Here is a 14,337-nt window from a genome sequence, read left to right as displayed (position 1 = left end):
GTGGATATGGACGACGACGAACAGCAGCAGCCCACGGCCCCGGCCGAGCGAACGCAGGCGGTCTCGCGTATCGACGACAGCGAGCGCACCCGGGCAGTGTCGCGAACACCGGCCGGAGCGAATACCGACGGCGTCTCGGGAACGGACGGTATCGAGCGCACTCAGGCCGTCTCGCGGTCACCGGTCGATGATCGGACACCGACATCGACTCCGTCGCACTCTGCCTCCACCCGCTCCAAGACGGGTCGGTCGAGATCCGGTCGATCGCGCAGCACCGGCATTCGGCGACGACTCGGCGGCGGTCTGGTTGACGTGCCTCGCGTCGAACCGATCGATCCTGCCACTGCAGTGATGCGGGATCCGACGGTGCCGCAGCACAAGCGGTTCTGTTGGAAGTGCAATGCCAAGGTCGGCCGCAGTGAACCGGGTGGGCCCGACGTGGCGATGGGCATCTGCCCGCACTGCGGGGCAACGTTCGACTTCACACCGTTGCTGGAACCGGGCGATCGCGTGGTCGGCCAGTACGACGTGCAGGGCTGCATCGCGCACGGCGGACTCGGCTGGATATACCTCGCCATCGACCGCAACGTCAGTGACCGCTGGGTGGTACTCAAGGGCTTGCTGCACTTCGGTGACGAGGAAGCCCACGCCGTCGCGGTCGCCGAGCGCCAATTCCTCGCCGAGGTCGCCCATCCCGGCGTGGTGAAGATCTACAACTTCGTCGAGCAACCCCGTAGCGACGGGTCGACCGTCGGCTTCATCGTCATGGAATACGTCGGTGGCCGTTCACTGCGCGACATCCTCACCGCCTGCGGTGACGGCACCCGTCTGCCGGTCGAGCAGGCCTTGGCCTACGTTCTCGAAGTGCTTCCGGCACTGGGCTATCTGCATTCGATCGGGCTGGTCTACAACGACCTCAAACCGGAGAACATCATGGTCTCCGACGACCAGATCAAACTCATCGACCTCGGTGCGGTCGCGGGTATCGAGGACTACGGCTATCTGTACGGCACGGTGGGCTACCAGGCACCGGAGATCGTGAAGACGGGACCGACGGTGGCGTCGGACATCTTCACGGTCGGCCGCACGCTCGCGGTGTTGACGCTGGACATGCCGTCGAAGAACGGCAAGTACCTCGACGGCCTCCCCTCGGCGGAGGAATCCGAAGTACTACAACAGTTTCCGTCGCTGCATCGCCTGTTGCTGCGCGCGACGCACGAGGACCCCAGTCGGCGGTTCCGATCCGCGGACGAATTCGCCGGGCAGGCCACCGGCGTGCTGCGTGAGATTCTGGCCATCAGGACAGGTGTCGAGCGGCCAGGGCTGTCGACGGTATTCAGCCCGCCACGTACGACATTCGGCACCGAGCAGTCGGTGGGACGCACCGACACCTACGTGGACGGCACGGTACGGCACGAACGGATGACGGCAGCCGAAGTGGTTGCCGCGCTTCCGGTTCCGCTGGTGGACCCCAACGACCCGAGCGCACCGCTGTTGGCGGCGGCAGTACACGTCGAACCTCGACAGACCCTGGACTCGCTGCAACACGCAAAACGCAACGGCATCGAACGCATCACCGCCGGAGCCGAATCGAACCGTTCCGCAGGCTCCTCCAGTCCTGTGGAACTGAGTCTCGAGATCACCCTCGCCGAGGTCAAGGCCCATCTGGATCTCGGCAACGTCGTCGAAGCAACCGACATTCTGGCCAAGGTGCAGTCGACCGAACACACTTCGGACCCGTGGCGAGTGCAGTGGTACGCAGGCCTGATCGCGCTGCTGCATCACGAATACGATTCTGCGTTCACCAATTTCGACAACGTGCTCGGTGCGATGCCCGGCGAACTCGCACCCAAGCTCGCTCTCGGAGCCACCTCCGAACTGCTCGGGCATGTGGCCGCGGGCAACGGCGAGGAAGCCGAGAAGTGGCGGGCTCGCGCCGAGGGTCTGTACCGAGCGGTGTGGCGAACCAATCGCGGCATCGTCAGCTCGGCGTTCGGCCTGGCCCGGCAGTTGCAGCGCCGCGGCGATCAGACCGGCGCCATCGCCGCGCTGGATCAGGTGCCGATCAGTTCGCGGCACTACTCCATGGCACGCATGACCAGTGTGTTGACGTTGCTGATGGACCGCTCGCGAGCCGAGCTGTCCGAGGCCGATTTCCGTTCTGCTGCACGACGAGTGGCGTTGCTACCCAAGGCCGAGAGCCGGGCGCTGCAGATGCGGACGCTGGTGCTGGCGATGGCCCTGGACTGGATCGTCTCCGGCCACGCCGCCACAGCCGAGCGAGAACCCATCCTCAGCGTGCCGTTCACCGAGGACGGGTTGCGGCGCGGCACCGAGAAGGGCCTGCGCGCACTGGCCCGCAGCGCCACCGATCGCGCCCACCGCTTCTCGTTGGTGGATCTGGCGAACGCGATTCGGCCCCGGTCGTTGTTCTAGCTGCCTTCTCGGACGAGGTCGTCGGCCGCACGCGCGATCGCCAGCTCCTCGTCGGTCGGCACAACCAACACCGTGACGGTGGACGAGTCGGTCGAGATCACCCGAGCCTGCTTGCTGCGCAGTGCATTACGCTCGGCGTCGATCTCGATGCCGAAGCCCTCGAGATTCGCGAGGGCGTCCGCGCGCACCGCTGCGGCGTTCTCACCGACACCGGCGGTGAACGTGATGGCGTCGAGCCGACCCAGCCCGATCATGTACGCACCGATGTACTTGCGCAGACGATGAATGTAGACGTCGTACGCCAGGCGTGCGGAGGCGTCGCCGTCGTCGATCCGTTGCTGCAGTTGCCTGAAGTCGTTGACCCCGGACAGGCCGATCAGGCCGGAGCGACGGTTGAGCAGGTCATCGATGTCGTCGACGCTCATGCCCGCACTGCGACGCAGGTGCATGATCACGCCGGGGTCGATATCCCCACTGCGGGTACCCATCACGAGACCTTCGAGGGGAGTCAATCCCATCGAGGTGTCGACCGCCTTGCCGCCTGCGACGGCCGAGGCCGAGGCACCGTTGCCCAGATGCAGCACGATCTGGTCGATGTCGGCGAGGTCGCGGCACAGGAACTGCGCCACCTGCTCGGACACGTAACGATGCGAGGTGCCGTGGAAGCCGTAGCGTCGGATGTCGTGCTCGGCAGCGACGGTCGCGTCGATGGCGTAGGTCGCGGCCGCGTCGGGCAGGGAATGAAAGAAGGCCGTATCGAACACTGCCACGTGCGGCACGTTCGGCAGTTGCTTCCTGGCGACCTCGATGCCCAGCACGTTCGGCGGATTGTGGAGCGGTGCAAGGTTGCTCAGATCGGAGATCTGCTGTACGACGGCGTCGTCGATGATCGTCGGACGGTAGAAGACCGTCCCGCCGTGGACCACGCGATGCCCGACCGCGGTGACCGATTCCAGTTCGACGCCTGCGTCGGCGAGCATCTCGAAGGCCAGAGCCAGACCTGCACCGTGGTCGTCGATGTGCTGGATTCGCTCGACACTCTCGCCCCGGTGATCGAGTTCGACTCGGCCGTCGGATTCACCGATCCGCTCGACGAGCCCACTGGCCACGGACTCCCCCGAGGCGGGGTCGACGAGTTGGAACTTGACCGAGGACGAACCGGAGTTGACGACGAGGATGCTCACTTGCCCTCCTGATCGGCTGCGGCGGCAATGCCCTGTGCCTGGATCGCTGTGATGGCGACGGTGTTGACGATGTCCTCGACCAGCGCACCGCGCGAGAGATCGTTGACGGGCTTGCGTAGGCCCTGCAGAACGGGTCCGACGGCAACCGCACCGGCGCTGCGCTGGACGGCCTTGTAGGTGTTGTTGCCGGTGTTGAGGTCCGGGAAGATGAACACCGTCGCTCGGCCTGCGACGTCGGAATCGGGCAGCTTCGACGCAGCGACGGACGGCTCGATTGCCGCGTCGTACTGGATCGGACCCTCTACGAGCAGTTCCGGATTCCGTTCGCGCACAAGTGCTGTGGCTTGCCGAACCTTGTCGACGTCGGCCCCGGAACCGGACTCGCCGGTGGAGTACGACAGCATGGCCACCCGCGGCTCGATACCGAACTGGGCCGAGGTCTGCGCCGAGGAGACGGCGATGTCGGCCAGCTGCTCGGCCGTCGGGTCGGGTACGACGGCGCAGTCACCGTAGGCGAGAACACGATCGGACAGGCACATCAGGAAGATCGACGACACCGTCGACACGCCCTCGGTCGTCTTGATGATCTCGAACGACGGCTTGATGGTGTGCGCGGTGGTGTGCGCGGCACCGGAGACCATGCCGTCGGCAATTCCCTTGTGCACCATCATCGTTCCGAAGTACGAGATGTCGGCCATGATCTCGCGGGCGCGGTCGATCGTCATGCCCTTGTGCTTGCGCAGCTCGGCGTACTCCGCCGCGAAGTCCTCGGCGTAGTCGCAGTTCTTGGGGTCGAGAACCGTGGCACTGTCGAGGTCGACCCCCAGTTCCGATGCGCGTCGTCGAATGGGACCTTCCTCACCGAGGATCGTCAGGTCCGCGACCTGGCGCTGCAGCAGACGTCCGGCGGCCCGGAGGATGCGATCGTCACCGCCCTCGGGGAGCACGATGTGCTTGCGGTCGGCGCGGGCCCGGTGGATCAGCTGGTACTCGAACATCTGCGGGGTCGTGATGGTGGGAATGGCGATGTCGAGCCGACCCAGCAGGGTTTTCGCGTCCACTCGCTGCTCCATCAACCCCAGTGCGGTGTCGACCTTGCGCTGCGATCCCACCGCGACACGGCCCCGGGTCTGCGCCGCGGCAGAAGCAGTGTCGAACGTGCCGAGATCGGTGGTGAGGATCGGCAACCGGGGGCCGAGTCCCGCCACCAGACGCGCGATCGCCGGATGGGGTTCGATGCCACCGTTCATGATGATGCCGGCCAACGACGGAAAGCCCTCCGCCTCATGGGCATTGACAAGGGCGAGCAACACGTCGGATCGGTCTGCGGGTGCGATGACGACGACGCCCTCGGTGAGGCGTTCGAGGATGTGCTCGGCCGTCATGCCACCGACCATGACCCGCAACGCTTCTCGCTGCAGCAGCGACGAGTCACCGGAGTACAGCGCGCCGTCCACCGCCTCGAGCAGTTCAGCCATCGTCGGCGCGACGAGGAGCGGAATCTCCGGCAGAGACCACGCAGGTACGCCGACCGACGCCAATGCGTCGGTCACCGCATCGAGATCGTCCGGCGCGCAACGGTTCGCCACGATCGCAGCGAGGTGCGCATGATGCTGACGCAGTTCGCCCTGGCACAGAGTGGCCAGCTGGGCGATCTCGTCGGGCGTGCGACCGGAGCCGCGCAGTGCAAGCAACACGGGGGCACCGAGATTGACCGCGATGCGGGCATTGAAGCCGAGTTCACTGGGGCTGCCGACGTCGGTGTAGTCGCTACCCACGATCACCACGGCGTCGCACTGGGCGGCCACCTCGTGGTACCGGTTGACGATCTCGCTGAGCGCTGCATCCGCATCGGCGTGCACCTGCTCGTACGTGACACCGAGCGACTGCTCGTACGTCAGATCAGCGGTGGTGTGCTCGACGAGCAACTCGAGGATGTAATCGGGCTCGTCGGTGGATCGGGCGATGGGACGAAACACCCCAACCCGGGCCGCGGACGCGGCGAGCATCTGCAGCACACCGAGCGCGATGGTCGACTTCCCGCTGTCCCCTTCCGGTGACGCGATGTAGATGCTCGAGGGATACATATCCGACGCGTCGGTGCCGCTGGGCTCAGCCATACCGGCAAGCTTAGTAGGTGGGGTGTTGACACCGGGCGCGGTCGGGTTGTCCCATGAACCATGGCCGAATCACCGTTCCCGGATGTGCGCTGGGGCAGCGAAACCTCGTTCATCCGCAAACCCGCCGTGAAGTTCGCGTCGACGAAGCCCGGTTCGTGGGTCATCAGGAACCTCGCAGGCGTCGACCGATGGTTGCTGACCAAATCCGACGGCCGCTTCACCGTCCTCGGGCCGATCGCGGCTCCGGTGGTGTTGCTGACCACCACCGGCCGCAAATCCGGCAAGCCCAGGACGAGCCCGCTGCTCTACTACCGCGAGGGCGACAAGATCTACGTCGTCGGCTCCAATTTCGGTCAGCAACACCACCCGGCGTGGACGTCGAACCTTCTCGCAGACCCGACGGCTGTCGTGGCCATCGGCGGCAAGAAGATTCCGGTGGTCGCCACCCGCATCACCGGAGACGAGAAGGCTCGCATCTACCGCCAGTTCGACGCGATGGTCGAGGTGTACGGCGAATACGAAACCAGGACCGACCGTGACATGAGATTGTTCGCACTCACGGCCGATCTCTAGTCTCGTCGGGCGTCAGCCGAGCTTGCGCAGGCGCGGCGCGAGGTCCTTCTCGAAGAGTTCGAGGAACCGCTTCTGATCGTGGCCCGGTGCGTGGAACACCAGGTGATTCAGACCGGCATCGGTGTACTGCTTGACCTTCTCCACTGCCTCGTCCGGATCCGATGCCACGATCCACCGCTTGGCGACCTGCTCGATCGGCAGCTCGTCCGCGGCCTTCTCCATCTCGATCGGATCCTCGATCGAGTGCTTCTGCTCCGGCGTCAGCGACAGCGGGGCCCAGAAGCGGCAATTCTCCAGCGCCAGTTCGGGATCGGTGTCGTAGCTGATCTTGATCTCGATCATCTTGTCGATCTCACCGGCGTCGCGCTCGGCCTTGCCCGCGCCCTCCTCCACGGCCGGAAGCAGCTTGTCGGTGTAGAGCTCCATGCCCTTGCCCGAGGTGCAGATGAATCCGTCGCCCGCACGGCCTGCATAGCGGGCCACCACGGGACCGCCTGCAGCGATGTAGACCGGGATGCCGCCCTCGGGAACGTCGTAGATCGACGCGCCCTTGGTGGTGTAGTACTCGCCCTCGAAGTCGACGCGGTCACCGAGCCACAGCTCGCGCATCAACCGCACCGACTCACGCAGGCGCGCGAATCGTTCCTTGAACTCCGGCCATTCGCCGGTGAACCCGGTGGCAATCTCGTTGAGAGCTTCGCCGGTGCCCACACCCAGCATGATGCGTCCGGGATACAGGCAGCCCATCGTCGCGAACGCCTGAGCGATGACCGGCGGGTTGTAGCGGAACGTCGGCGTCAGTACCGAGGTGCCGAGCTGGATCGTGTTCGTTCGTTCCCCGACGGCCGTCATCCAGGCCAGTGAGAACGGCGCGTGGCCGCCCTCGTGCCGCCACGGCTGGAAGTGGTCGCTGACCGTCGCCGAATCCATACCGTGCTGCTCGGCGAGCACACCGAGCTCGACCAACTCGCGCGGTCCGAACTGCTCCGCCGATGCCTTGTACCCCAGCTTGAGACCCTGCGCCACGCCGAACTCCTGTCGTTGGTCGTCCTAGTTCTTCGATTGTGCACCTGTGATGGTCGGCTGAGTACTACTGGATCCCCAGAACGGTGACCACTGCAGCCAGCAAAGCCACCGCACCGATACCGATCGCGAAGATCCACAGGTCTCGAGACTCCGGCATCGGTGCACCGTTCTCGAGGGCATCGCGAACTCGCATCCACCGCCGCAGGCCGATGATCGGTGCTGCGGCGGCAAGTCCGATCAGAACCAGACCGAGTGCCGTCCGCACCCATCCGGTACTGAAATCGGGAACGAGGTGGACGATCGCAATTCCGCCTGCGAGTAGCCCGAGTGATGTCCGCAGCCACGCGAGAAAGGTGCGTTCACTGGCGAGCGTGAACCGCTCGTCGGGGCGCGTCACGCGCGTGCGGTCATGCGCTCGCGAATCAGATGGGCAACCAGTTCGGGATCGTCGGGGGTGAAAACCGGCGAGATGCGGCGGATAGTCAGCACTACTGCAGTGTCCTTCTTGGGGCGCATCACGTCCAGCGGAAGCCACTGGCGACCCACTGGCTCTCGTCAGTCGGCATGCCCCGCGTTCGGCGCGGGCGTTCTCACCAACGTCAGGTGCGATGTCCGACGCAACTCGAATCCGATGGAGAGGTAGAGGTCGATGGCCCGCACATTTGCAGCCGACGCGTGCAGGAACGGTTCATCGCCGCGGGCACGGATACCGTGACCGATCGCACGCACCAGGTCGGTGGCCAGCCCCTGCCCGCGGAACGCCGGGTCGGTGCACACAGCGCTGATTTCCGTCCACCCCGGCGGATGCATGCGCTCACCGGCCATCGCGATCAGCGCACCGTCGCGTCGAACTCCGAGGTACGTGCCGAGCTCGATCGTCCGGGGCAGGAACGGGCCGGGCTCGGTACGGCTGACCAGATCGAGCATCTCCGGGACGTCCGCTGCTGTCAGCTCGACAGCCTCGCCGAAAGGCCGCGTCTCGAGGTGCGTGCCGACGAGTTGCACCAAACCGAAGGTCTCCACATGCGACCACCCCTCGGGCAGTGCGCGTTCCGGTCCGTTCAGCGCCACCACGGTTCGGGGGCCGAACAGTGCCGCGATGTCATCCCAGTCCTGGGACTCGAGGACGTCGGGGTGCACCAGGAACGGAGAGACCTGAGGATCGGCACGGATTATCCGCCCGCGCCTAACCGCGAACCGCAAGAGTGAGCCCTCGAGGGAATTGCGGACGGGGTCGTCGAGAGGATGAGCAGACACAGCAAATAGAGTCGCACGAACAGCCTATGGGCCGACGCACCGTCAGAGCCGGGCACCAATACTTATACCGGTATAGTTATTCGTCATCCGACGAAAGGCAGCACATGATCGAAATTCTCCCACCGAGCAAAATTCCCCTCGCGCGTGAATCAGGCGCACTCGTCGCCGAGATTCTGGGGACCGTCCGAGAGCGCGCGACCGTCGGCACCAACCTGCTCGAGATCGACGAGTGGACCAAGGACATCATTCTCGGAGCAGGGGCAACGTCCTGTTACGTAGACTATGCGCCGTCCTTCGGCCGCGGACCGTTCGGCCACTACATCTGCACTTCTGTCAACGACGCTGTGCTGCACGGCCTCCCATACGACTATGCGCTGGGCGACGGCGATCTTCTCACCCTCGATCTCGCCGTGATACTCGGCGGCGTCGCAGCGGACTCGGCCATCAGCTTCGTCGTCGGCGAGCCACGAAAAGAAGACACCGCCATGATCGACGCCACCGAACGGGCTCTGGCTGCGGGGATCGCAGCGGCACGTCCGGGAAACAAGATCAGTGACATCTCTCATGCCATCGGCACGGTCCTTCGCGAGGCGGGCTACCCGATCAACATGCAATTCGGCGGCCACGGCATTGGGTCCACGATGCATCAGGACCCACATGTGTCCAACAACGGGCGGCCGGGCCGCGGCTACCGCCTTCGCCCCGGCCTGATGCTGGCACTCGAGCCCTGGATCATGGAAGACACCGATGAACTCGTCACCGATGACGACGGATGGACTCTGCGCAGTACGACGGGGTGCCGTACCGCGCACAGCGAGCACACGGTGGTCATCACCGACGACGGTGCCGAGATCATGACGTTGCGCGCGTAGCTACAGACGTTTCTCGAAGGTGTTCGAGAAGGGCAGCACCTCGTAGGGAGGGAACACCGGAATTCGGGTGTAGCCGCTCTTCTCGTACAGCCGAACTGCGTCGGGCTGCCTGTCCCCGGTCTGCAGTATCAATCGTGGCAGGCCCTGGTCGCGGGCGGCATTCTCCGACGCCTGCAGCAGGGCAGCCGATACTCCCGTGCCGCGATGGTCGGGATGAACGAACATTCGCTCGAGCTCGAGATCGGATCCGTTCCACCGCAGCGCTGCATGTCCGACGGCGCGCTCGACGCCCTCCGAGTCACGGCGATACACGACGAACGTCCGGTGCACAGAGCTCTCGTCGACGGCGTTGGCCTGGGTCTTCGACATCAGAGCGGCCCGGTCGGCGTAGCGCGGACCCACCTCGGCGGCCATCGCCGCACGCAGGGCTTCGGCGTCGGGATGATCCCAGTCGACGGTGCGGACCGTGAGTTCGGTTCGTGGTTGGCATACATCGGTCACGCCCGATCGCAACATGCCGGGGATCGTCGGGTCAACAGTTGCAATCACGGTGAGCAGATCCATGGCGAACCGTTGCTCCATCGTCGACCATGTGTCTGTGAACGAGAACTGTCGCTGCCACCGCTGACCAACTGCCCGGTATCCGCAGCACACCCTTGTTTCAGGAGTTCTCCACCATGACCACCGAAGCCACCGTCGTCGTCCACATATCCGATTCCGGAACGTCATCCCTGCAGGGGTTGACCAGACCGCAGTTGCACGCACTGGCCGAGGCACTCCGCAGCGCCGCCAAAAGCTATGCGCCGCAGGCAAAGATCCTCACGCGCTTCGATGTGCGGGTCAATGAATTGAACGCTCCCCTTGTCATCGACATCCCAGCCCGCGACGTGATCCTCGGAGGCAAGAGCGTTCGCCTCAGTCACACCGAGTTCGAGATCTTCGCGTACCTGGCGCGGCGTCCACGTGTAGTCGTCGGCAGATCCGAACTCAGCACATCCGACGGCGGACGCAGCGTCGACGTTCATCTGTCTCGGGTGCGAACCAAGCTCGGTCACTTCGGCCGGCTGATCACCACCGTCCGCGGTGCCGGTTACCGATTCGACCCGGAGCCGGGCATCCGCGTCGTCACCGAGCCGGCCGTGCTGCGGAGCGCCTGACCGTCACTGAGACAGCGCGACGGACCTGCGACGACGGTTTCGGCGCACGACCACGAAGACCAACAGAGCAACGAGGACCACGGCGATGATCGCACCCAATGCCGTCGCGCCACGGAATCCCGGCGCACTGGTGTCGAGGGTGCGTTCACCTGCGTGGGCCGCGTTGCTGGTGCCGAGGACGATCGTGAGCGTCAACAGATTCGGGATGGCGGTAACGACAGCCAGGATCACCGATCCGATGGCCAATTGCTTGCCCGCTCGACCCTTGCGGACCGACCATGCACTCCAGAAGAACACCAGCGGCGCGAACGTGCAGACGATGCCGAACAGCAATCCCCACAGGATGCCCTTGGTGAACGTGCGATCGGCCAGTTCCTCGACCCGCAGACTCCACCAGCGAGGAAGAAACGCCGCCAGGATGAAGTACGCGATCAGCAGAAGCACGATGCCCGCTCCGACGAGGATGGCGCGGCGCTTCCAGTTGGCCGAACTGGTCGACGGTGCGGGCGTGGTCGGATCGGCAGTCATGCCGATAATCGTAGAGCCTGCACAGCAGTGCAACGGTCGTGTCGAGACCCGATCGTTAGCTGAAAAATCCGCAGAGACTCCGCAGAGACGAAAACTAGCGCCGACCGGCCGAGACTTCGTCCAGCGAGCTCTTCTCGGACTCGCGTCCCTCGGTAGGAGTGCGATACGGCCACAGCGCTCGTGCCAGCAGGCCGACCGACAGTCCGATCCACATCCACGCCAGATCGCGTTGTACGAACGTGAGCGCTGCTCCGGCAAGCGTGATCGCGGAGCCGATCCCGATGCGAACCAGATTCACCCCGAATTCGCCGCGACCGAATTCCACCCCGTCCCGAGTGAACGCCACCGCGCCCACCACGAAGCTCAGTGCCGAGAGCCACCAGATCGACCGCGCCGCCGTCTGCACGTCGACAGAGGCAGACAACAGCCGGGTCACCCACGGACCGATCGCGAGAACGACTACCGCAGATACACTTCCGAGCCACAGCGATCCGATCAGGACAGTTTTCTCCACTTCACGCCGCTCGTGTACCGACTCCGACGAGGACACCAGAATCTGGGCCGCAGACTTCCACCCTTCGACGGCCAGAACCACCAGCAACCACACCTGGTAGACCACCAGGTGTGCGGCCGCGTCCACTGCAGAGGAATGAACAGCAGCCGCTGTCATCACCAACGTCGCACCGCCCAGCATCGCCGAGCGCACCGCGAGCAAGCCTGCCGCCCCGAGGGCGGACTGCCATCGGTCCATCCCGGTGCGGAGTGACGGCGTCCGCGCGGCCAACAGGCCGCGGCGCTTCAGTATGTGCACTCCGACGACGGCCACGGCCAGCTGCGACAGGCCCGACGCGGTGCCGATACCGACGATGCCCATCCCTTGATGCGTGGCCACGACCACGATCCCGATGTGCACGGCTGCCCCGCCCAACGCGAGTGCCGTGACATCGGATACTCGGCCGACCCCACGCAGCGCGCCGTAGCCTGCCAGGACGACGGCCGAGACAGGTAACCCGGCCGCACGAGCCAGCAGATACGCGCGGGAATCACCGTCGGGAACAGTGGACAGTGCGAACACCGTGACAGCACAGCCGAGCACTAGTCCCCACACTGCCGCGATCACGACGGACCGTCGCACGGCCACCTGCACCTGCGCCCGATCGCCACTGACCCCGAGCTGAGCGATCTGCGTCGTTTGCGCGAACATCAGCGGGGCGAGCAGCCAGGTAGTGGTGGTCACGACACCGGATCCGAGAGCGAGTGCACTCTGCTCGGATATCCCCAGAGACCCGGCCGCTGCTGTATCTGCCAGCCCGCTGAGTGGTTCTGCCAGTAGGGCAACTCCCGCCAGGCCTGCCAATCGAGCAGCGGAGCGGAGGATCGCAGTGTTCACGACACTCTTTTTCGGTGCTGCCGCACATGTACGCGGGTCGCACAGCGGCGCGTGCAGAACCGTTGGCGCGCAGAGCGACTGAAGTCCACGAACGCGTTTCGACACGAGTCGCACACTCCCAATCGCAGTGCACCCGATGGGTCGGCCACGACCGTCGCGAGCGCAACGAGACAGTTGACGCGGAGCCGCTCCGCGATGACAGCCGAGGTGCCGTCGTAGTGCAGATGCGGGGCGAAGTCGTCCGACACCGAGACGGTGACGCGAACATCGACCGAGGCCAGCACTCTGTTGAGCGCATCGGCCGCCGAACGAGAGTCCCCGACCTCGAAGACGGGCGACACTTTCTGAGCGAACTGTTCCAGGACTGCCTGAGCGTCGACGATGTCGGCCGGACCGACAACACCGCGATGCCGGACGGGCAACAGTTCCCGCGCCAGTAGTTCTGCCACCCATTCAGGGTCCAGAGCCTGCGATTTCCAGGCATTGACGATCTCGACAGCCAATTCCGCGGCTGGTCTGTGAACGGTCATGCCCCCAGAGTGCAGTAAGCGTCTACTTCATTTCAACACTTACATTACAAGTGCATCATCAGCCGCGGACGCCGAAGTCGACAGCTGCGTGGGTGCACGCGGGCTGCGTTCCGAGACGATCGATGATCGCTGCTACTCGTGCTTTGAGCCAGGTCATGGACCCGACGCTAGACTCGCCGCCAAGATTCTGCACCGGTTGAAATCACGCTGATTCGAACGACCCGGGCGGCCGAGACCTCACACCCCCTCGTGCCGACCGATCACTTCTGATCTGACCAGAGTTGGAGTGAACGGCGGGAAAATGGGTGTGAAGTTGCCCGAACAGGTCAGGGAATCAGGACGAACTTTCCGCGCGGGTGCGTCGATTGCAGTTCAGCATGCGCCTTCGCGGCGTCGTCGAGCGGAAAGGTCTTCGCCACAGTCACCTCGAACACGCCTGCACCTGCCTGCCCCAGCAGCACCGGTGATGCGAGGCGTCGACGCTCCATGCTCGCCGGCCCACCGACGGTGAGGAACCCGTCTGCCGATGCCCGCCCGAAGGCTGCCGTGCTGACCAATCTCGATCTGTCCGTGAGTAATTCGAGAGACACGTCGACGGCCTCGTCGGTGCCCACCGTGTCGATTGCCGCATCGACCCCATTCGGCGCGGCTGCCCGCACACGGTCGATCAGTCCGTCGCCGTATTCGACGGGCTCGACACCGTAGGCCCGGAGTGCATCGTGATTCTGTCGGCGCGCAGTCCCGATGACGGTGGCGCCGCGCTCGAGAGCGAGCTGAGCCACAACGGACCCGACGCCGCCTGCCGCGCCGTGCACGAGAACAGTGTCTCCGCTCTCGAGACCGACGGATTCCATTGCGTCGTAAGCAGTTCCAGCCACGGCGAGGACACCCGCAGCAACGTTCCAGTCCAAAGCTTCCGGCTTCGGAAACACGAACCGCGCGGGAACCAGAATCCGCTCGGCGTATGTACCGTTCTGGCCGGACACGACAACCTCGTCGCCGACGGCGATAGGCCCGCCCGGTCCCTCGACGGCTCCGCCGACCGCAACCACGATGCCCGACGCTTCACTGCCCAGCGCAATCGGCAGCTTCGAGGCGTCGGTGCCGAACGCACCGCTGTAACTCTTGTAGTCGAAGGGGTTGACACCGATCGCCTTCAGCTCGACCAGAACCTCGCCTTCGGACGGTTCGGGCAGCTCTCGTTCGACGATCTCGATGGCGTCCGGTCCACCGTAGGACGCTGCAACTGCGGCTCGTGTCATGC

15 protein-coding genes are annotated in these 14,337 nt (G+C 65.0%); 4 read left to right on the top strand and 11 right to left on the bottom strand.

Annotation, left to right across the window (positions count from 1 at the left end; translation table 11 throughout):
• The first annotated feature begins 6 nt into the window (after window positions 1-6).
• Window positions 7-2,436 carry a serine/threonine-protein kinase gene (locus tag R4P57_RS21855; protein WP_317804946.1) on the top strand — a complete coding sequence of 810 codons (2,430 nt, stop codon included), beginning with the start codon at window positions 7-9 and terminating at the stop codon, window positions 2,434-2,436.
• Here the strand turns inward: R4P57_RS21855 and R4P57_RS21850 are convergent.
• Window positions 2,433-3,620: an acetate kinase gene (locus tag R4P57_RS21850; protein ID WP_317804945.1), complete on the bottom strand. Its 1,188-nt coding sequence runs from the start codon at window positions 3,618-3,620 to the stop codon at window positions 2,433-2,435. The genes R4P57_RS21855 and R4P57_RS21850 overlap by 4 nt on opposite strands.
• Window positions 3,617-5,740: a phosphate acetyltransferase gene (pta, locus tag R4P57_RS21845; RefSeq protein WP_317804944.1), complete on the bottom strand. Its 2,124-nt coding sequence runs from the start codon at window positions 5,738-5,740 to the stop codon at window positions 3,617-3,619. The genes R4P57_RS21850 and pta overlap by 4 nt, the downstream gene beginning before the upstream one ends.
• Window positions 5,741-5,800: 60 nt before the next feature.
• Here pta and R4P57_RS21840 point away from each other — a divergent pair, with 60 nt between their 5' ends.
• Entirely contained in the window at window positions 5,801-6,313 is a 513-nt protein-coding gene (locus R4P57_RS21840; RefSeq protein WP_317804943.1) for a nitroreductase/quinone reductase family protein, read from the top strand.
• Window positions 6,314-6,325: 12 nt separating this feature from the next.
• Here the strand turns inward: R4P57_RS21840 and fgd are convergent, their stop codons facing one another.
• The 4 genes from fgd to R4P57_RS21820 form a co-directional block, all read right to left on the bottom strand.
• Complete coding sequence (gene fgd, locus R4P57_RS21835; RefSeq protein ID WP_317804942.1) at window positions 6,326-7,339, bottom strand: glucose-6-phosphate dehydrogenase (coenzyme-F420); 1,014 nt, start codon at window positions 7,337-7,339, stop codon at window positions 6,326-6,328.
• Window positions 7,340-7,403: 64 nt separating this feature from the next.
• A complete protein-coding gene (locus tag R4P57_RS21830; RefSeq protein WP_317804941.1) occupies window positions 7,404-7,736 on the bottom strand; it encodes a YidH family protein in 333 nt (110 codons plus the stop codon).
• Window positions 7,733-7,885 (bottom strand): hypothetical protein, encoded by a 153-nt coding sequence (locus R4P57_RS21825; protein ID WP_317804940.1) that lies wholly within the window; start codon window positions 7,883-7,885, stop codon window positions 7,733-7,735. The genes R4P57_RS21830 and R4P57_RS21825 overlap by 4 nt, the downstream gene beginning before the upstream one ends.
• A 9-nt stretch (window positions 7,886-7,894) precedes the next feature.
• On the bottom strand, window positions 7,895-8,596 hold the full coding sequence (locus R4P57_RS21820) for a GNAT family N-acetyltransferase (protein ID WP_317804939.1): 702 nt from the start codon (window positions 8,594-8,596) through the stop codon (window positions 7,895-7,897).
• A 104-nt stretch (window positions 8,597-8,700) separates the two neighbouring features.
• On the opposite strand from R4P57_RS21820, the gene map reads away from it, so the two are divergent.
• Window positions 8,701-9,468, top strand: a complete 768-nt coding sequence (gene map, locus R4P57_RS21815) for a type I methionyl aminopeptidase (RefSeq protein WP_317804938.1) — start codon at window positions 8,701-8,703, stop codon at window positions 9,466-9,468.
• On the opposite strand, the gene R4P57_RS21810 is transcribed toward map, so the two are convergent.
• Window positions 9,469-9,984, bottom strand: a complete 516-nt coding sequence (locus R4P57_RS21810) for a GNAT family N-acetyltransferase (RefSeq protein ID WP_317804999.1) — start codon at window positions 9,982-9,984, stop codon at window positions 9,469-9,471.
• A 161-nt stretch (window positions 9,985-10,145) separates the two neighbouring features.
• On the opposite strand from R4P57_RS21810, the gene R4P57_RS21805 reads away from it, so the two are divergent.
• The gene (locus R4P57_RS21805) at window positions 10,146-10,625 is read left to right on the top strand and encodes a winged helix-turn-helix domain-containing protein (protein ID WP_317804937.1); all 480 of its coding nucleotides are present in this window, start codon (window positions 10,146-10,148) and stop codon (window positions 10,623-10,625) included.
• Between the two features lie 3 nt (window positions 10,626-10,628).
• Here R4P57_RS21805 and R4P57_RS21800 read toward each other — a convergent pair whose 3' ends face one another.
• From R4P57_RS21800 to R4P57_RS21785, 4 genes are all read right to left on the bottom strand, one after another.
• Window positions 10,629-11,153 carry a hypothetical protein gene (locus tag R4P57_RS21800; protein WP_032393749.1) on the bottom strand — a complete coding sequence of 175 codons (525 nt, stop codon included), beginning with the start codon at window positions 11,151-11,153 and terminating at the stop codon, window positions 10,629-10,631.
• 94 nt (window positions 11,154-11,247) lie between these two features.
• Window positions 11,248-12,543 carry an MATE family efflux transporter gene (locus R4P57_RS21795; RefSeq protein WP_317804936.1) on the bottom strand — a complete coding sequence of 432 codons (1,296 nt, stop codon included), beginning with the start codon at window positions 12,541-12,543 and terminating at the stop codon, window positions 11,248-11,250.
• Window positions 12,540-13,073 (bottom strand): CGNR zinc finger domain-containing protein, encoded by a 534-nt coding sequence (locus tag R4P57_RS21790; RefSeq protein WP_317804935.1) that lies wholly within the window; start codon window positions 13,071-13,073, stop codon window positions 12,540-12,542. Before R4P57_RS21790 ends, R4P57_RS21795 begins: the two co-directional genes overlap by 4 nt.
• 326 nt (window positions 13,074-13,399) lie before the next feature.
• Window positions 13,400-14,335 (bottom strand): NADP-dependent oxidoreductase, encoded by a 936-nt coding sequence (locus tag R4P57_RS21785; protein ID WP_317804998.1) that lies wholly within the window; start codon window positions 14,333-14,335, stop codon window positions 13,400-13,402.
• Window positions 14,336-14,337: the final 2 nt, after the last annotated feature.

It is taken from the genome of Rhodococcus sp. IEGM 1330 (assembly GCF_033142445.1).
Lineage (GTDB): Bacteria > Actinomycetota > Actinomycetes > Mycobacteriales > Mycobacteriaceae > Rhodococcoides.
Note: the sequence above shows the minus strand (reverse complement) of the source record. Positions and strands in the feature narration are given on the sequence as shown.